The organism is Haloarcula sp. DT43, from assembly GCF_037078405.1.
Lineage (GTDB): Archaea > Halobacteriota > Halobacteria > Halobacteriales > Haloarculaceae > Haloarcula > Haloarcula brevis.
Genome location: NZ_JAYMGZ010000006.1, coordinates 21,005 through 38,183, shown reverse-complemented (window position 1 = coordinate 38,183; position 17,179 = coordinate 21,005). Strand labels below are relative to the sequence as shown.

The 17,179-nt window shown below is 62.9% G+C and carries 14 protein-coding genes, 1 tRNA gene and 1 other RNA gene; 5 read left to right on the top strand and 11 right to left on the bottom strand.

Features of this window, described 5'->3' with window-relative positions:
- Nucleotides 1–200: 200 nt before the first annotated feature.
- Nucleotides 201–1,244 (bottom strand): zinc-dependent alcohol dehydrogenase, encoded by a 1,044-nt coding sequence (locus VI123_RS18470; protein WP_336339545.1) that lies wholly within the window; start codon nt 1,242–1,244, stop codon nt 201–203.
- Nucleotides 1,245–1,336: 92 nt separating this feature from the next.
- Here VI123_RS18470 and VI123_RS18465 point away from each other — a divergent pair, with 92 nt between their 5' ends.
- A complete protein-coding gene (locus tag VI123_RS18465; protein ID WP_336339544.1) occupies nt 1,337–2,110 on the top strand; it encodes an SDR family NAD(P)-dependent oxidoreductase in 774 nt (257 codons plus the stop codon).
- A gap of 29 nt (nt 2,111–2,139) precedes the next feature.
- On the opposite strand, the gene VI123_RS18460 is transcribed toward VI123_RS18465, so the two are convergent.
- The 8 genes from VI123_RS18460 to VI123_RS18425 all read right to left on the bottom strand — a co-directional run bounded on the left by VI123_RS18460 (nt 2,140) and on the right by VI123_RS18425 (nt 11,457).
- Nucleotides 2,140–3,294 (bottom strand): ABC transporter ATP-binding protein, encoded by a 1,155-nt coding sequence (locus VI123_RS18460; protein ID WP_336339543.1) that lies wholly within the window; start codon nt 3,292–3,294, stop codon nt 2,140–2,142.
- Nucleotides 3,287–4,435, bottom strand: coding sequence for an ABC transporter ATP-binding protein (locus tag VI123_RS18455; protein WP_336339542.1), 1,149 nt, complete (start codon nt 4,433–4,435; stop codon nt 3,287–3,289). The genes VI123_RS18460 and VI123_RS18455 overlap by 8 nt, the downstream gene beginning before the upstream one ends.
- 2 nt (nt 4,436–4,437) lie before the next feature.
- On the bottom strand, nt 4,438–5,367 hold the full coding sequence (locus VI123_RS18450) for a carbohydrate ABC transporter permease (RefSeq protein WP_336339541.1): 930 nt from the start codon (nt 5,365–5,367) through the stop codon (nt 4,438–4,440).
- A 2-nt stretch (nt 5,368–5,369) separates the two neighbouring features.
- Nucleotides 5,370–6,326 (bottom strand): carbohydrate ABC transporter permease, encoded by a 957-nt coding sequence (locus tag VI123_RS18445; protein ID WP_336339540.1) that lies wholly within the window; start codon nt 6,324–6,326, stop codon nt 5,370–5,372.
- Nucleotides 6,327–6,373: 47 nt separating this feature from the next.
- Nucleotides 6,374–7,699 carry an ABC transporter substrate-binding protein gene (locus VI123_RS18440; protein ID WP_407067025.1) on the bottom strand — a complete coding sequence of 442 codons (1,326 nt, stop codon included), beginning with the start codon at nt 7,697–7,699 and terminating at the stop codon, nt 6,374–6,376.
- Nucleotides 7,700–8,001: 302 nt separating this feature from the next.
- On the bottom strand, nt 8,002–9,234 hold the full coding sequence (locus VI123_RS18435) for a mandelate racemase/muconate lactonizing enzyme family protein (RefSeq protein ID WP_336339538.1): 1,233 nt from the start codon (nt 9,232–9,234) through the stop codon (nt 8,002–8,004).
- A 121-nt stretch (nt 9,235–9,355) separates the two neighbouring features.
- Nucleotides 9,356–10,219 (bottom strand): fumarylacetoacetate hydrolase family protein, encoded by an 864-nt coding sequence (locus tag VI123_RS18430; RefSeq protein ID WP_336339537.1) that lies wholly within the window; start codon nt 10,217–10,219, stop codon nt 9,356–9,358.
- 635 nt (nt 10,220–10,854) lie between these two features.
- The gene (locus VI123_RS18425; protein ID WP_336339536.1) at nt 10,855–11,457 is read right to left on the bottom strand and encodes a class I SAM-dependent methyltransferase; all 603 of its coding nucleotides are present in this window, start codon (nt 11,455–11,457) and stop codon (nt 10,855–10,857) included.
- A 97-nt stretch (nt 11,458–11,554) separates the two neighbouring features.
- On the opposite strand from VI123_RS18425, the gene VI123_RS18420 reads away from it, so the two are divergent.
- Entirely contained in the window at nt 11,555–13,228 is a 1,674-nt protein-coding gene (locus VI123_RS18420) for an acyl-CoA synthetase (protein ID WP_336339535.1), read from the top strand.
- A 374-nt stretch (nt 13,229–13,602) separates the two neighbouring features.
- On the opposite strand, the gene ffs is transcribed toward VI123_RS18420, so the two are convergent.
- Both ffs and VI123_RS18410 read right to left on the bottom strand, forming a co-directional pair.
- Nucleotides 13,603–13,915, bottom strand: an RNA gene (ffs, locus tag VI123_RS18415) — signal recognition particle sRNA.
- A gap of 79 nt (nt 13,916–13,994) precedes the next feature.
- A complete protein-coding gene (locus VI123_RS18410) occupies nt 13,995–14,408 on the bottom strand; it encodes a DUF7548 family protein (protein WP_336339534.1) in 414 nt (137 codons plus the stop codon).
- 79 nt (nt 14,409–14,487) lie between these two features.
- Here VI123_RS18410 and VI123_RS18405 point away from each other — a divergent pair, with 79 nt between their 5' ends.
- From VI123_RS18405 to VI123_RS18395, 3 genes are all read left to right on the top strand, one after another.
- Nucleotides 14,488–14,763 carry a DUF5798 family protein gene (locus VI123_RS18405; protein ID WP_336339533.1) on the top strand — a complete coding sequence of 92 codons (276 nt, stop codon included), beginning with the start codon at nt 14,488–14,490 and terminating at the stop codon, nt 14,761–14,763.
- A gap of 74 nt (nt 14,764–14,837) precedes the next feature.
- Nucleotides 14,838–14,912: transfer RNA gene (locus VI123_RS18400), tRNA-Arg, on the top strand.
- Between the two features lie 894 nt (nt 14,913–15,806).
- The gene (locus VI123_RS18395; protein WP_336339532.1) at nt 15,807–17,153 is read left to right on the top strand and encodes a DNA cytosine methyltransferase; all 1,347 of its coding nucleotides are present in this window, start codon (nt 15,807–15,809) and stop codon (nt 17,151–17,153) included.
- Nucleotides 17,154–17,179: the final 26 nt, after the last annotated feature.

Below are 17,179 nucleotides of genomic sequence, written 5' to 3'. Positions count from 1 at the left end.
ACACATAGACGGCAATTCAGGACAGAATCGGTCACAAGCAACTGCCGATAGTGAAATAACAGGCATGACCACGGCGTTCGCGGCCGTACCGTCCGGTTATGTGGCCCGTTTATCGAATTCTGTATCGAAACGGTCGTTCTGTAATGTGGGACAAGTAGTCAGCAGACTGCGACGGGGCGTCGCCGCGGCCGGCTACCCGCTTACGCCCACACCTCGGACACGTCGAACACCGGCTTGCACGTCTCGCCGCCGATGAACGACTCGAAGGCCTCGTCGGCGTCTTCCAGTGAGAACCGGTCGTCGATGAACGTCTCACAGTCCACGTCGCCGCTGTCGATGAGTCTGAGCGCGCGCTCGAAGTCCTCGTACATCGACGCGTAGGAACACTGCAGGTCGATTTCCGAGCGGACCAGCGGGGAGTACTCCATCGACGTCTCGCCGGTCTGGCCGACGAGGACTATCTGGCCGCCCTTGCGGACCGCGTCGACGGCGGAGGGGAGCCCGGACGGATGGCCGGTCGTGTCGAAGACCACGTCGTAGCCGATGCCGTCCGTCTGCTCGTCGCGCCGGGCCTCGAAGTCGTCCTCGGCGACGTTGATAGTCTCGAAGCCCAGGTCCTCGGCCAGCGGCAGCCGATAGTTGGCGTCCGGGCCGACGCCCGAGACCGTCACCGTACCGCCCTGTGCGGCGGCTATCTGTGCGGTCAGTTGGCCGATGGGGCCGGGCCCCTCGACCAGCACGCGGTCGCCGGGGGAGACCCGGGAGTTCTCGATGACCGCCCGCGCGCCGATGCTCGTAGGCTCGACGACGGCGGCGTGTTGCTGTTCGACGGAGTCGGGGACCGGGTGCAGCGCCCGCTCCGGGACGGTGATGAACTGCTCGTACGCGCCGTCGTGGTCGACGCCGGTGATGACCGCGTCCTGGCAGACGTTCGCCGAGCCGATTTCACACTGGTAGCAGTCGCCACAGCCGCGGATGGGGCGCTCGACGACGCGGTCGCCGACGGCGAACTTCGTGACGCTGTCGCCGGTCTCGACCACGCGGCCGGCGTACTCGTGGCCGATGACTGTCGGGAGGTTCATCCGCTCGAAGGCGGACTCGAACTCGTAGATGCCTGCGTCACTGCCACACAGTCCGGCGTAATCGATTTCCACGAGGGCCTCGTCGGCAGCCGGCTCGGGCCGTTCTCGGTCGATGAACTCCATTGCGCCGCTGGTACGACTAACTTTGGCTAGTCCACGCATGTGTGTCGGGTGGTCGCCGGTCCGTATAATTCTATGGGATTCCGCCGCACAATCCCAAAAGCGTAATGTGGGCGAGCGTCCACTGAACAGGTATGGTTGAGTACGAACACACGCCAGTAACGGTTAGTGACAAACGCGCCGTCGTCGTCGGCGGGACGAGCGGCATCGGACAGGCCATCGCGCTGGGTTTCGCCACGGAAGGCGCGGACGTCATCGCCACGAGTCGGAGCGAGGACGCCGTCGCCGAGACCGCCGACGCCATCGAGGACCGCGGCGCGGACACCGCCCGCGTCACCTGCGACGTGACGGACGCCGATTCGCTGGAACGGCTCCGCGAGACAGCCGTCGACGCGTTCGGCGGCATCGACGTCGTGGTCGCCTCGCAGGGCGCTATCTCCCGCAAGCGCGTGCTCGACATCAGCGACGACGACTGGGACTTCGTCACCGACGTGGCGCTTGACGGCGTCCGCCGGGTCACGCAGGAGCTGGCCCCCGCGATGGACGAGGACGGCTCGATAATCAACATCTCATCGATGGCCGCCCGCCTGTCGATGGCCGACCTGCCGGCGTACGCCGCGGCCAAGGGCGGCGTCGAGGCGTTCACCCGAGCGTCGGCCAAAGAACTCGCGCCCGGCATCAGGGTCAACGCGATAGCGCCCGGCTTCGTCATCACACCACAGAACGCAGACACGTACGCCGAGGGCACCGAAAAGCGCGAGAAAATCGACGAGCGGGCGCTTGCCGGGCGCGTCGCCGAGCGGGAGGAGATAGTCGGTGCCGCCGTGTTCCTTGGCAGTGACGCTGCCTCGTACGTCACGGGCGAAGTGCTGACCGTCGACGGCGGCTTCGCCGACAGCGCGCTGTAAGTCCGACCACGCGAAAACCGCGGCCGCGGTCAGAGCCGGAGCGTTTCCTCGGTGAGGTCGAGCTGCCGGTTGTGCAGCGACGTCCCGGTGCCGCCGTCGAAGAAGTGGACCGCGTCCGGCGGCAGCCGGACCGTCGCGGTGCTGTCCTCGGCCACGTCGCGGAGGCCTTCGGTCACGGCGACGAGGTTGTCGGCCATGTCGTCGGTCCCCGGCCGCGAGAGGTGGACGACGTTCTGGTCGCCCATCGGCTCGACGACGGTCACGTGCATCTCGTACTCGTGGGCCGGGTCGTCGCCGACGGCGGCGTCGTCGAGAAGTTCGATTTCCTCCGGCCGGATGCCGAGCACCAGTTCCGAGCTCCCGGCGACGGCGTCCTCGACGTCGCGACTCACCGGGTACTCGAACAGCTCGCTGACGAACGACCCGTCGGTGTACTCCCCGTGGAGGAAGTTCATCGACGGCTCGCCGATGAACCCGGCCACGAACATGTTGTTCGGGTCGTGGTACAGCTCCAGCGGCTCGCCGACCTGCTGGAGCTCACCCTGGTCCATGACGGCGATGCGGTCGCTCATCGTCATCGCCTCCGTCTGGTCGTGGGTGACGTAGATGGTCGTCACGCCCAGTTGGCGCTGGAGCTGCTGGAGTTCGGTCCGCATCTCCGCCCGGAGCTTCGCGTCCAGGTTCGACAGCGGCTCGTCCATCAGGAACAGCTCCGGGTCCCGAACGATGGCCCGACCCAGCGCGATGCGCTGTTGCTGACCGCCGGAGAGCTCCCCCGGCTTGCGGTCCAGCAGGTCGTCGATGCCCATCATCGCCGCCACCTCCTCGACGCGCTCGTCGATGTCGGCGTCCGGCAGGTCGGTGGACTCTTCGAGCCCGAAGGACATGTTCCCGCGGGCCGTCAGGTGCGGGTACAGCGCGTAGGACTGGAACACCATCGCGATGTCGCGGTCCTGGGTGTCAACGTCGTTGATGACGGTCCCGCCGAGCCGTATCTCGCCCTCGGTGATGGTTTCGAGGCCGGCTATCATCCGCAGCGTCGTCGACTTCCCACAGCCCGACGGGCCGACGAGCACCAGGAACTCCTCGTCCTCGATGTCGACAGAGATGTCGTCGACGGCGACGATTTCCTCGTCGTCGTCCTGGTACACCTTCGTCACGTGGTCGAGTGACAGCTCAGACATTCTGCACCTCCACCTCGGATTCGAGACGACGGTTGTGCAACGCCTCGCCGGTGGCCGTCTCGAAGACGTGGACGGTGTCGGGGTCGACCGACACGACAACGTCGGTCCCGGCGTCGACGACGGTGGTGCCGGGCGCGAGCGCGTGTATCGCCTCGGTCTCGGAGGCGTCCTCCGGGTGTCGCAGGTGGACGACGTTCCGGTCGCCGTGGGGTTCGACGACGGAGACAGTCATGCGGAACTCGTGGTCCGCGAGCCCGCTGGACCCGCCCTCGGGGAGCCGCTTCAGCTCGATGTCCTCGGGCCTGACGCCGAGCACTACGTCGCTGGCGTCGCCGACGCTGTCTACGATACCGCTGTCGAGGGGGTACTCGAAGTACTCGCTGGCGAACGTGCCGTTCCGGTGTCGCCCTTCGAGGAAGTTCATCGACGGCTCGCCGATGAAGCCGGCCACGAAGCGGTTCTCCGGGGCGTGGTACAGCTCCAGCGGCTCGCCGACCTGCTGGAGCTCACCCTTGTTCAGGACGGCGATGCGGTCGCTCATGGTCATCGCCTCCGTCTGGTTGTGCGTGACGTACACCGTCGTCACGTCGAACCGGTTCTGCAACTGCTGGAGTTCGGTCCGCATCTGGGCCCGGAGCTCCGCGTCCAGGTTCGACAGCGGCTCGTCCATCAGGAACACTTCTGGGTCCCGGACGATGGCCCGCCCCAGCGCGACCCGCTGTTGCTGGCCGCCGGAGAGTTCGTCGGGGTTCCGGTCGAGCATCGACGCGATGCCCAGCAGGTCCGCGATTTCCTCGACGCGGGCGTCGCGTTCCTCGGGCGTGTACCCCGACTCCTCCTCCAGGCCGAACCGGATGTTCTCCCGGACGGTCATGTGGGGGTACAGGGCGTAGTCCTGGAACACCATCGCGATGTCCCGGTTCTGTGGCACCCGGTAGTTCATGTGCTCGCCGCCGATGTAGATGCTGCCCTCGGTCGGGGTTTCCAGCCCGGCGATACAGCGCAGCGTCGTCGACTTTCCACAGCCCGACGGGCCGACGAGCACCAGGAACTCGCTGTCGGGGATGTCGAGCGAGAGATCGTCGACTGCCGTCGTGTCGCCGAACCGCTTCGTCATGTGTGAGATTTGGATTCGTCCCATTGTTATCCTCCTGTCTTGAGCCCTTCAGCGAACTGTTCAGCGAACGCGACGTAGATGATAAGCGTCGGCAGTGCCGCGAGGAACGCCGCCGACATCCGGATACCGAAGTCGACGCCGGAGGTCGACGCCCCCACGGCGGGGAGAATCAGCGTCACGACGGCCTCGGGCGTGTCCGAGCCGGAGATGAGCGTGAACGCGAAGAGGAACTCGTTGTATATCTGCGTGAACTGGTAGATGAACACGACGCCGAACATCGGCTTCGAGATGGGCAGGATGATTCGGCGGTATATCTTCGTTATCGACGCGCCGTCTATCTTCGCCGCCTCGACGTACGACGTGGGGAGCCCCTGGTAGTACGACCGGAAGAGGATGGTACAGATGGGAATCCCGTACGCGATGTGCGTGATGATAAGCGGCACGAGGTTCGCGTGGTAGTCCTGCAGGAACGGAGCCAGGACGAACAGCGGTTCGACCATCGATGCGAGCGGGAAGATGTTGTTCCAGAACCGCGCCAGCGGGACCAGCACGGCCTGGTACGGCAGGAAGATGCCGATGAGGAACAACACCAACACGCCCAGCTGACCGCGCCAGTCGACCATCGTGAGGCCGTAGGCGGCCATGCTCCCGAACAGGACGCTCCCGATGGTCGCCGGAATCGCCATGAACAGGGAGTTGAAGAACGCACCGGAGAGCGCGTTCAGCGCGAACGTCATGTTGTCGAGGGTGAACCCTTCGCCCAGCGGCGGCACGAGCGGAATCGTCTCCGCGACGGCGCGGTTCGTCTTGAACGCCGTCATGATGCCCGTCTCGAGCGGCGCGAGGAAGAAGCCGATAAACAGGATGACCAGGACGTACTGGCTGATGCGATAGAGGCTGTAGTCCTCGACGAGCGATGCCACGTCGAACGTCTGGTCGGATGATGAACTGGCCATTGTTAGAGGCTCCCCTGTCTGTACTGGTAGTAGAGGTACGGCGCGATGACGCCGAGCGCCAGGATGAGGAGGTACGTGGCGATGGCCGCCGAGTACGCCCACTTCCCGAGCTTGAACGCCTGACGAACCATCAGCGTCGCCAGGATGTCAGTCCCGTTGGGCGGCCGGTAGCGACCGGTCAGCGCGTAGAGGAAGGTGAACGCCTTCAGGGCGAACACCATCAGGACGACGGCCGCGCTGACCGACGCCTCCTTCATCTGCGGGATGATGATGCGGATGTACGTCTTGAGCGTGCTCGCGCCGTCGACGTGTGCCGCTTCGAACTGGTCGTCGGGCAGCGACCGCAGGCCGGCGAGATAGACGACCATCGTGTAGCCGCTGAACTGCCAGATGAGGGCGAATATCACCGAGCCCAGGGCGATAGACGGGTTCCCTATCCAGTCGACGGACCCGATGCCGACCGCCCGGGTGATGATGTTCATCAGCCCGAAGTCGTAGTTGTAAATCCAGAGCCACACCTGCGCCGTGATGACGAAGGAAAGCGCCATCGGCAGCAGGTATATCGTCTGGACCGTGTTGTTGTAGCGGATACCCTGGTCGAGCAGGATAGCGAGAAACAGCCCCAGAAGCAGACAGACCGTGGTGAAGACTATCAACAACACGAGGTTGTTCTGGGCCGCACTCAGGAACGCGCTGCTCCCCAGTGCTTGCGTGTACATCTCGAAATCCAGATTCCCGGGGCTGTAGTTCGGTGGCGTCAGCCCGCGGGCGTCCGTCAACGAAATGGCGGTGTTGAAACCGATGCCGCCGTAGACGGCGATACCCATCAGGAAAAACGGGATACCCCAGTACGGCGACGACCGGACGAGGTCGCTGTTCAGAAAGTACCGGACCTTCGTCTCCCACCCGACCTCTTCGGCCTGCGGTTTCGCCGTTTCTGTTTTGTCAGTAGTAGCCATGGCTTGAATAGTTCATGTTCGAAAAGTAAATCGTTCGGTTCGCTCCCTCACTCCGAGACGGCGTTGAGGAGGCCGTCGGCGGCGGCTTCGACATCGTACGGGCCCATCATGTGCTCGCTCATCGCCGTCTTGCAGTTACCCATCTGCTCGGGCGTCACGGCGAGGCCGTGGGCGAGCGTCGGCGGGTACGCGTCCGAACTCGTGAGGTCCTCGTAGGTCAGCCCGATGAAGTCGCCGAGTTCGCTCGGGTCGATGTCGGTCCGGAGCGGCACGGAGCCTTTGAGGTTGTTGAAGGCGATTTGGGCCTCCTTCGTGCCGACGTACTTCTCCCACGCGATGGTCTCTGCCTCGCTCGGGTTGTTGGCCGGGGCGACGATAGCGTCGATGTGGTACGTGTACGTGCCCTCGGTGCCGGGGAAGGCAATCCAGTCCCAGTGCTCCTGGAAATTGAACGAATCGTCGACGCGGAACTGGCCGGCGAGCCAGTTCCCCTGGTGCATACAGGCCACGTCGCCGGCTATCATCTTGCCGCCCATGTCGGTGAAGCTGGACGTCGACGCGTCGTTCGTGATGTAGTTCTCCTGGATTTCCTGGACGAGTTCGAGCGACTCGATTATGGCCTGTCGGTCGCCGTTGCCGTCGAGGAAGTCCGTGTACGCCTCGACGCCGGCGTGGCTCTGTAGCACCTGCACCCAGAGCTGGAGGACGGTCCACGGGGCGACCATGGCCTGTCCCATCGGCGTGATGTCGGTCTCCTGGTCGATGGCATCGAGCGCGTCCATCAGCGCGTCCATGCCGTCGAGGCTCTCCGGGTCGACTCCGGCCTCCTCGAACGCGGAGATGTTGTAGAACAGGTTGTTCATCCGGTGTGAGCCCAGCGGGACCGCGGGCATCTGTCCGTTGAACGTACACAGTTCGACCGCGCGGTCCTGCATCACGTCCTTGTACCCTTCGGCCTCCCAGACGTCCGCTTCGAGGTCCTTGAGGTTGCCCCGGTAGCGTTCGAGATTGTTCCCGGGCCAGTTGGCGAAGGAACTCATCGGGTTCCCGTTGACCATCCGCCGGAGGATTGTCGCGTTGAGGTTGACGTTGGCGCTCGCCCCGACCGCCTGGAAATCGGTGTCCATGTCGGGGTATTCCTCCTGGAACACCTCGATGAGAGCGTTGATAGCCGCCTCGCCGTCGCCACCCGCCCAGCCGTGCAGGACTTCGAGCGTGTTCGACCACTGGCTGCCACTACCCCCGTCACCACTTGTGCTGCCACCGTCGCCGCTACTGCCGTCACCGCTCCCGCCGTCGCCGCCACTGCCGTCGCCACCGTCACCCGAACAGCCCGCGACGCCTGCGGCGATTCCGGCACCGAGTGCCGCCATGTACTTCCGCCTGTCCGTGCTCACGTCCAGTCTGTCATTATCAGTCATACACTATTGTACACTGCGGCTCACGCAAATAAATCTACCGGAACGTTATACGATGATAATAGTTAATTCTGTAAAATACCTGGAGAACCGGTCACGTGCCCGAGACGCCGCATCGAGGGTCGACAGCGAGCCACGTACGACGGGCCCAGCACAGGCGTCGGAAGAACACGGAGAATCAACGCGGGCCGAACAAGCTCCGACGGCAGTGTCGTTCCACGACCGTCAGGTCCGCTGTGTCGGAAATCGGTGGGTCGTTACTCGTCGAACAGTTCCTGGCCGTCGGCGAGGTGCTCCTCGACGGCGTCGAAGTCCAGCGTCAGACCGAGGCCCGGTTCCTCGGGGATGGGCATGTAGCCGTCCTGGATGAGGTCGTCCTGCTCGACCAGGTCCTCCCACCAGCCCAGTTCGTAGGAGTGATACTCGACGGCGAGCGCGTTCGGGATGGCCGCGCCGACCTGCGCGGAGGCCATCGTCCCGATGGGCGAGGAGACGTTGTGCATCGCGACGGGGACGTAGAACATGTCCGCGAGCGTCGCAATTTTCGCCGTCTCGCGCATCCCGCCGACCTTCGGGCAGTCCGGCGCGATGATGTCGACGGCCTGATCCGTAATCAGGTTCCGCTGGCCGTGGGTCCGGTAAACGTTCTCGCCGACCGCGATGGGCGTCCCCGTGGACTGTGTGACCTCGCGCTGGACGTCGTGGTTCTCCGGCGGGACGGGGTCTTCGAGCCACCACACGTCGTACTGTTCGAGTTCGCGCGCGAGGCGCTTTGCGCTCCCGCTGGCGAAGGCCCAGTGGCAGTCGAAGGCGGCGTCGGCCTTGTCGCCGACGCGCTCGGTGACGCGCTTGACGATTTCTGCCTTGTGTTCGATTTCGGGCTGGCGGAGGTGGCGGTTCGCGCGGTCCTTCTCGTGGCCGCTTGGCACGTCGAGGTCGAACTTCAGGGCGTCGTAGCCCAGTTCGTCGACGACGCGCTCGGCCTCGTCGGCGCAGGCCTCGGGGTCGGCCTCCTCCTCGGTGTGACAGTCACAGTAGGTCCGGACCTCGTCGCGGTACTTGCCGCCCAGCAGCTGGTAGGCGGGCACGTCGAGTATCTTCCCGGCCACGTCGTGCAGCGCCAGTTCGATACCGGAGATGGCGGCGATGTCCTTGCCGGCGACGGAGCCCTCGCCGGACATCTTCTGGACCATGTGCTCGTAGAGGCGGTCGATGTCCAGCGGGTTCTCGCCGACGACGAACGGCTTGAGCCGCTCGATGATTTCAGGAATCGCACCACCCCAGTAGGCTTCGCCGTTCCCGGCGACGCCCGCGTCGGTGTACACGCGGACGAGCGTCCACGGGTAGTTCCCGTCGACGATGACGGTCTGGACGTCGGTTATCTCCACGTCGCGCCTCTCGCCCCGGGAGTCGGTAAGGCCCATGGTCTCCGCCGAGAGGTCGCGCATGGTGTACTCTGCATTCGGGTCTCGTAGGTCTGCGTAGCTCATGCGACAGGCAAACATTCAGGCCCACAATAAAAACAGTTCCGGGTCGCGGTGTGGTATCACGGGACGGAGCCCTGAGAGCGGTGGCTACCGGCGACTCCGCAGTCGTACCTCAGTCGGTGCTTCAGACGACGGTGACTGAGTTTTTCAGTGTGCCGATGTCCTCGATGCTGATAGCGACTTCGTCGCCCTCCTGCAGGGTGAAGTCGTCGTCGGGGACGAGACACGTCCCGGTGAGCAGCACGGACAGTTCCGGGACCGCGTTGTGTGCGGTGTACGTCGAGACGAGGCCCTCACAGGTCCGGTCCATCTCGCTCGTGTTCGTCTCGCCGCTGTAGAGACACTCGCCGTTCCGGTGAATCGTCATCGAGAGCGACAGCGAGTGGGGGTCCTCGATGTCGGTGACGACCGTCGGGCCGACCGAGCAACAGCGGTCGTACACCTTGGCCTGCGGAAGGTAGAGTGGGTTCTCGCCCTCGATAGACCGACTGCTCATGTCGTTGCCGATGGTGTAGCCGACGATGTCGCCCTCGTAGAGCACGATACCGAGTTCGGGTTCGGGAACGTCCCACTCGGAGTCCGCGCGAATGCCGACGTCCTCGTCGGGGCCGACGGTCCGGTTGGGCGTCGACTTGAAGAAAATCTCCGGTCGCTCGGCGTCGTAGACGTTGAGATACATCTCCGGCATGTCGCTCTCGTCCTTGCGGGCTTCCTCGCTTATCTGGTACGTGACGCCCGCGGCCCAGACCTCGTCCGCGCCGACCGGGTCTATCGCGTCCGCATCGAGTCGCTCCTCCGACACCGGGTCGGCGTCGTCGAGATGGCGAGCGCTGACTCTATCCGGTGCAGTGTCCGCAATCGAGGCCGCCTTGAGGAGGTCACGGAACGTCCGGAGCTGTGGCTTGACGCTGGTCAGGTCGTACGCCCCGTCGTCGGTTGCGACCGCTAAGCGCTGTGAGTTACCGTCGCGTAGCTGGTAGTACCTCATACAGAGTAGCAAACTACAACAATATATGAATCTTGTGCTGACAACGACACACACGGTGGTGCTGTGGGGCCGACCGGCGTGCCCGTCCTGCTCCCAGTCGGTAGCCGGCCTCTGCGCAACCGGGCCAGCATTCAGTAATACTGAACAACTCGAATGACAGGCGTACATACGTTATTCTGTCTTTCCGACGGATACACGGTAAAACGTCCCAAATCGCGCCCAGGAGCCCGTTTTGCGGCGGTGAAGATACAGCTGTCGGATTTCAGTCGTGTGATTTCCGCCACGACAGTTCCAAATAGCTGAATACTTTTTCGGCATCTATGACTCACGGCCCCATTTGACGGAATAGATGTGTGGATAGAAAGGACAATATAAGCATTCGCCAACACAAGATTTTCTCCGCTTCATTCGGCCGTAGTTTGCAATCTCACCCGGGCGATGCCCACTCCCCTATCCGCTGCCGTCTCACACGCGCGCTTCGTTCGCCAGTCTGACCGACGCTACTTCGGTTCTCGTCTCGAACATCCGCACCTCGTTTTGGACTGGTCGTTTCGACGACGGTACGGCCGGTAGCTCGTCTCAAAACGCGCAGAGCGTCGCTGGAATCTATCGGCTGGACGTAGCTACCGCGTATCCTACCCCATATCGCGGAATACGCGGACGGTGTCCCGGTCTCCGTCCCTGGACTCGAGTTCAGTGAGTCCACGGGAAGTGAACACCGCGTTCCAGTCCCGGTAGTACAGCGGGACGTCGTCGTCGACGTAGTTCACTTCGCCCGCGTCGCCGTCCTCGTTCTCGACGGTTATCAGCAGGTCGTCGACGATGCGTGCCAGTTCGCCGAACGCCCAGTCGGCGTCCGGATGGATGTGCTGGAGCGTTTCGACGGAGAAGACGACGTCGTAGGCGTCGTCCGCGACGTCCGCGACGAACTCCTCGATAGCCATCGCGTGGAACGAACCGTCGGCCGCGAGCTCGGGATACGTCTCCGCGAGCACGTCCAGCGCGTCGGCGTTGATGTCGACGCCGGTCAGGTCGGAGTAGCCGGCCTCGGACAGCGCGGCGAGGTGCCGCCCGGAGCTACAGCCCACCTCCAGAACGGCCGCGTCCCGGTCAACGTGGTCTTCGAGTATCGACTGCAGCAACTCGCTCGTCTCGTCAGCCCCGTAGTACGCATAATACGTAGGAGAGTATTCGCCCGAGCGGTCGGCCCACGCCGCGCGAATATCGTTGGAGTCCACGGTCGAGTCGGGAGGCGGAGACGGAAAGTTCTGCCGGCTCGACCGCGACGGCGTCCCGACCGAAAAACGCAACACACAGCCAGCCGACGGGGACGGCATGGTCTGGACAGTGATGCCGGACTTCGAGGACCACGACGAGGCACGCGAGCGGTTCACCTGGGACCTGCCGTCGTCGTACAACCCGGCCGTCGACTTCCTGCGGAAACACGACGACCCCGAGCGGGTGGCGCTCGAACAGGCCGACCCCGACGGGCGGCGCGAACAGTACACGTTCAGCGAGCTGGACGTGCTCTCCGACCGGCTCGCGGCGGGGCTGGCCGACCTCGGCGTCGGGGCCGGCGACCGAGTCGGCGTCGTCGTGCCACAGAAGCCACAGAACCCGATAACGCACCTGGCGAACTGGAAGCTCGGGGCCGTGTCGGTTCCGCTGACGGTCCTGTTCGGCACGGACGCGCTCCGGTACCGACTGGCCGACGCCGGCGCGACCGTCGCCGTCGTCGACCCGGCAGTACGCGACGATATCGACGCGGTCCGGGACGACTGTCCGGCACTGGACCACGTGGTCGAAATCGAGACCGACGCGCCGGCGGGTAACGTTCACGCCTTCGAGGACGTGCTCGCCGCGCCGGACAACGCGGCTATCGAAGCCTACGACGCGACGCCGGCCACCGACACGGCGATACTGTACACGAGCGGGTCGACGGGGCCGCCGAAGGGCGTCCGCCACTCCCACGCGCTCTGGCTCGGGCGCGCGGCGGCGGCGTACAACTTCTTCGACCAGGGACTCGGCCCGGACGCGACCGTCTGGACGCCCGCCGACTGGGCCTGGGGCGCGGCGCTGGGCGGGACGCTCTTTGCGACGTGGCACCACGGCGGGACCGTCGTCGGCTACCCCACCTCGGGCTTCGACGCCGACGCGGCGTTCGGCCTGCTCTCGGAGTTCGGCGTCACCCGGTCGTTCGTGCCGGCGACGGCCCTGCGAATGCTGATGGCAGTCGAGAACCCGACGGCGACGTACGACCTCGACGTCGAGACCATCGCCGTCGGCGGCGAGTCGCTGACGCCGGAAATCGTCGACTGGGTGGCGGAGACGTTCGACTCGGTGACAATCAACGAGTTCTACGGCCAGACGGAACTGAACCTCGTCGTCGCCAACAACTCGAACTGGTTCGACACCCGGCCCGGCAGCATGGGCAAGCCACTGCCGGGGTACGACCTGGCGGTTCTGGACCCCGAAGCCGCCGACCGCGGCGTCGCCGACCCCGTCCCGGCCGGCGAACTCGGCGAGATAGCGCTGCGCCCCTACGACCGCTCGGTGTTCTTCGACGAGTACTGGAACATGCCGGAAAAGACGGCGGCCAAGGAGGTCGAGGGGTGGTTCGTCACCGGCGACCTGGCCCGGCAGGACGACGACGGCTACGTCTGGTTCAAATCGCGCAAGGACGACGTTATCATCACGAGCGGCTACCGCGTCGGGCCGATGGAGGTCGAGAGCGCGATTCTCGAACACCCCGACGTGGTTCAGGCCGGCGTCATCGGCGTGCCCGACGACACGCGGGGCGAAATCATCAAGGCCTACGTCCAGACGGCCGCGGACGCGCCAGCGCGGGAACCGCTCCGGTCGGAAATCGAGTCCGTCGTTCGGACCCACCTCGCCGAGTACGAGTACCCCCGCGAAATCGAGTTCGCCGACGCGTTGCCACAGACGACCAGCGGGAAAATCCGGCGCACCGAACTCCAGGAGTGGCACGCCGACGGCCAGCCGCCGTAGTCTACGGGCCAAAGCAGTAACGGTATTTATAGAAGCGGCGAGGAAGTCGTTTTATACGGCCTTACACAGCCATATTTTAACCTTCTGCAAATATATCCGAAAATTCCTAACTGTATATAGAAATAGCGTACAAGAATATCGATTAGCGGGCGATAAATGGCTGTGAATACAGCATTACGGCATTCGAAGTTGGAATCCGACACCGAAGTAGCAGCATCTCGATACCCCGCCGCAATACAGATTAGAGACAGCAGTCACTATCGATGGCACGCTTCTCGGTTCGACTCACTACGACACGCGCTCGTCCGGCGGGCCTGCCGCTTCTCCGGCGGTGCGTCTGGAAGGGCCTGTTCGTCGGTGCAGAAGGTATGAATGGACGGACAGCCAGGATAGCCCGGCGTTCGGACGCGGGTAATCCCGTTTGCCTCCTCCACCCCGCGACCCCACGAGCGACGGGTGTTCGATGGTCCGCTGCTCACTTCCGTGCCTGGCGGAGTGCCATCGTTTAACCACGTGGGCACACCCCTGCAGGTGCGACCACGCGGACCGCCGTCCCCGTGGGACGAGGCTTCCACGTTAGCTCACGGGGTCCACGTCCGTCAGACCGGACGCCCCCGGTGTTCGGTCCCCGCTCAAGACCACAGTGCGGGCGAGGAGGGGGGCCTAGCCCCCCGACCTAGTCCATCTGAAACTCCGCCGCCACCCCATAAGGGCCTTTCGGATGCGCCCACAGACCGCTGGACGACGCCCCGGTGGGCGGACGGGCCTACAGCAGGTCCAGCGCCCGGGCGAACCACGTGCCACCCAGCGGGATGAGACAGCCGGCGGCGACGACGCCCCAGCGGTGGTGTTCCATCAGCGTCGACTCGGTCAGCCCCAGCACGAGACTCTCGGGGACGGTGACCGCCCAGAGGAGACTCAAAACGACGATAAACACGCCCATCCCGATGCTCGCGCCTGCCGCGACGCTCGGGTCAGACCGCCCCTCGCGGCCGGCCGCCAGCACGATGATACAGACGAGCGCGAACACGCCCGGTAACAGCGGGGACAACGCCCCCGAGTTGTAGTACGCCCCCACGGCGCTCGCCGTCTCGACGAGCCCGTACGGAACCGCGAGCGCAAGGAGATACAGAACGCAGCCGACGATACCGACAGTTGGAGCGAGCCGCAAGTCGTCCATACCGTCGCTGTGGCCGGCGGCGTCTTAACAGCGACGTTCGAGCGAAACGAGGAAATGTCGGCTCTCCGTACCGGTGGCCATGGGACTGGGTTCCACCGCGAAAAAGATACAGAAGGTCGCCGACATCGCCGAGGACCTCTACAAGAAGGTCAACGAGCTGAAGACCCAGCTCGAAGACCTGCGGAGCACCGTCGACGAGACCAACACCCGCGTCGACGGGATGGAGACCGAACTGGCCGAACAGCGCGCCATCATCGAGGCACTCGCCGAAGAACGAGACGTCGACACGGAAGCCGTCGTGGCCGACGTCGCCGCCGACACTGACGGCGACCCCGCTGCAGCGACTTCGGAATAATCCCGTCACCGCGGCACCGTCACGCGGCGGAACCGGTTGGTTTAAACCATAACGTCGTCATACCATGGGATACAGGGCGCTTAGCTCAGCTTGGACAGAGTGCTTGGCTTCGGACCAAACCGTCGGGGGTTCAAATCCCTCAGCGCCCGTTCCTTTTCCGAACGGTTAGAATCCGACAGACGGCAGTGGGACATTTATATACTAGCTACCGCCGACGCGCTTGATTTCGTTCCCCGAGCGAACGATTTTGTCTGACAGTATCGCTGTCTGGCGGTTTTTTACATCCAAAGAAGCGGATTCGAACTATGTGTCACCATCGCAATTCGGAGAGACATCCGCGAATGTCGTACAGAGAGAAGGGGGTCGGTCTAGCAGCGGACGAGAATGCGGAGATTAGAAATACCAATCAGGATAGCAGCTGTGGGGAAGTTTGGAACGGTCGGCATCGATCGTGCTGTTTTCGATCTCGATGCTACTTCAATCACACAAGGATCCATCTGAAACCCACACAAGAAAGATATCACAACGCTCGAAGACATGTTTCACCCCACAAGGATCAGTCTGAAAATTTTGAGCATAACCTCGATGCGCTCAATTAGGAGCTTCAACTCCACAAGGGTCCGTTTGAAACCGATATGGGGACGACCCATCTCGTCATCAATTTTATTGATCAGTCCGGATAAGCAGATCATGGAATAGAAACACGGCGCTTAGCGTGTCAGAGTATCTCGAGATCTACACCCCGGTGCGGAAATAGCAAGCCAACGGACTCAGTTCCGCACGCTTTTTGCGGTGATGAATGAGTAATAAATCACTCTGGCTTTCGCTGAACCACAAGAAGCACTGGGTTTGTGTAGCTCTGCGCCTTGGGGATTAGTCAAAAAGTGTGATGTGAGGTTTTTTTGGTAGTTCACACTGAGTTGCTCGTCGGGTAGGACGCCGAGCAGTTATACATCCAAAAACGATTCTTTGTGCTACTCGATAGCTTTGGAAGCAATCCCGGTTCCTAATCTCTTTGCCTGTCCTCTGCAATTAGACAAATAATGGGAGAACGGCCGTCGGCAATCGACCTATTTTGTGGGGCCGGAGGGTTTACACAGGGACTCCAGAACGCAGGTTTCGATATCCGCTGGGCAATTGACAGCGACGCTGCTGCGGTGGAAACCTACCGTCGAAATCACGGTGACCACGTAGTCGAAGGTGACATTCGTGAAACTGACCCAGAAATAGGCGGGCCAGACATCGAACCGGGGACACTTGATCTTGTGGCAGGCGGACCACCTTGTCCCTCATTTTCTACTATTGGACGGGCAAAACTCGGCTCACTGGAACATAGATCGACCGAAGAGGACGACCGAAATCTGCTGTACCGTGACTTTCTCCGGTATGTTGAGCACTTCCAGCCGGCAGCCTTCGTCATGGAGAACGTTCCGGGATTGCTCAACGATACTGCCGTGGTCGAGACAGACACAGTTCAGAAGTCTCTACCGACAGAATCAGAGTCTACTGAAGAACCAGTCGGCAATGATACGCCAGTTCCTGAGATTATTCTCGAAGAGATGGAGGGGCTCGGGTATCACGCAGACTGGGAAGTAGCCGATGCAGCTGATTATGGGGTCCCCCAGCATCGAAAACGGGTTTTCTTCATCGGAACGCGTGAAGGGAGCACGCTCCCGAACCTAAATAAGTGGAGAACACACCGTGAACCGAAAAACGAGGCAGAACGAAATATGCGGGTACGGTGTAGCCCCAATGCCTTCGGGGAGTCCGCACAGAGTGCATTCGATACGGAGCCAGCCGTACCGCCCTTTGACAAGGAGAACACGGCTACACGACCGTATCTAACTGTTTCGGACGCGATTATGGACCTGCCACCAGTCTCACCAAGCGGAGAGATGCCGCCACAAGAAGCGACGGAATATACGCTCCCTCCGGTGTCACCGTATCAAGAATGGTTGCGTGACATTCCGGATGGCGACGACTGGAACGATCAGACGCTACGGAATCACAGTTGCCGGTGGCACAACCATCTGGACCTGTCCATCTACAAATTGCTTGGGCACGGTGTGGGTTGGAATATCGGGGAAGTTAGCCAAGACCTTCACCCCTACCGAGGTGACGTGTTCCCGGACAAATATAAGAAACAGAATCCCTCCAAGCCAGCGTCAACCATCCTCGCGCATATTCAGAAGGATGGTCACATGTTTATCCACCCCACCGAAGCACGGTCGCTCACTGTCCGAGAGGCCGCACGGTTACAGTCGTTTCGTGATTCGTACTGGTTCCCGGGGGGCAGGACGGACGCGTATCGACTTGTTGGAAACGCCGTACCGCCGCGATTAGCGCACGCTGTGGGGCATGCGATTAGAGAAGAGACCCTCGAAGGTTAGCTCACAGAATATCGAGACAGAGACGC

What these genes read in the sequence shown, in the direction of transcription:
- VI123_RS18470 (WP_336339545.1), bottom strand. Translation starts at nt 1,244, where the DNA reads ATGCGTGGACTAGCCAAAGTTAGTCGTACCAGCGGCGCAATGGAGTTC.
- VI123_RS18460 (WP_336339543.1), bottom strand. Translation starts at nt 3,294, where the DNA reads ATGTCTGAGCTGTCACTCGACCACGTGACGAAGGTGTACCAGGACGAC.
- VI123_RS18445 (WP_336339540.1), bottom strand. Translation starts at nt 6,326, where the DNA reads ATGGCTACTACTGACAAAACAGAAACGGCGAAACCGCAGGCCGAAGAG.
- VI123_RS18420 (WP_336339535.1), top strand. Translation starts at nt 11,555, where the DNA reads ATGGTCTGGACAGTGATGCCGGACTTCGAGGACCACGACGAGGCACGC.
- VI123_RS18440 (WP_407067025.1), bottom strand. Translation starts at nt 7,699, where the DNA reads ATGGCGGCACTCGGTGCCGGAATCGCCGCAGGCGTCGCGGGCTGTTCG.
- VI123_RS18435 (WP_336339538.1), bottom strand. Translation starts at nt 9,234, where the DNA reads ATGAGCTACGCAGACCTACGAGACCCGAATGCAGAGTACACCATGCGC.
- VI123_RS18405 (WP_336339533.1), top strand. Translation starts at nt 14,488, where the DNA reads ATGGGACTGGGTTCCACCGCGAAAAAGATACAGAAGGTCGCCGACATC.
- VI123_RS18430 (WP_336339537.1), bottom strand. Translation starts at nt 10,219, where the DNA reads ATGAGGTACTACCAGCTACGCGACGGTAACTCACAGCGCTTAGCGGTC.
- VI123_RS18465 (WP_336339544.1), top strand. Translation starts at nt 1,337, where the DNA reads ATGGTTGAGTACGAACACACGCCAGTAACGGTTAGTGACAAACGCGCC.
- VI123_RS18410 (WP_336339534.1), bottom strand. Translation starts at nt 14,408, where the DNA reads ATGGACGACTTGCGGCTCGCTCCAACTGTCGGTATCGTCGGCTGCGTT.
- VI123_RS18395 (WP_336339532.1), top strand. Translation starts at nt 15,807, where the DNA reads ATGGGAGAACGGCCGTCGGCAATCGACCTATTTTGTGGGGCCGGAGGG.
- VI123_RS18455 (WP_336339542.1), bottom strand. Translation starts at nt 4,435, where the DNA reads ATGGGACGAATCCAAATCTCACACATGACGAAGCGGTTCGGCGACACG.
- VI123_RS18450 (WP_336339541.1), bottom strand. Translation starts at nt 5,367, where the DNA reads ATGGCCAGTTCATCATCCGACCAGACGTTCGACGTGGCATCGCTCGTC.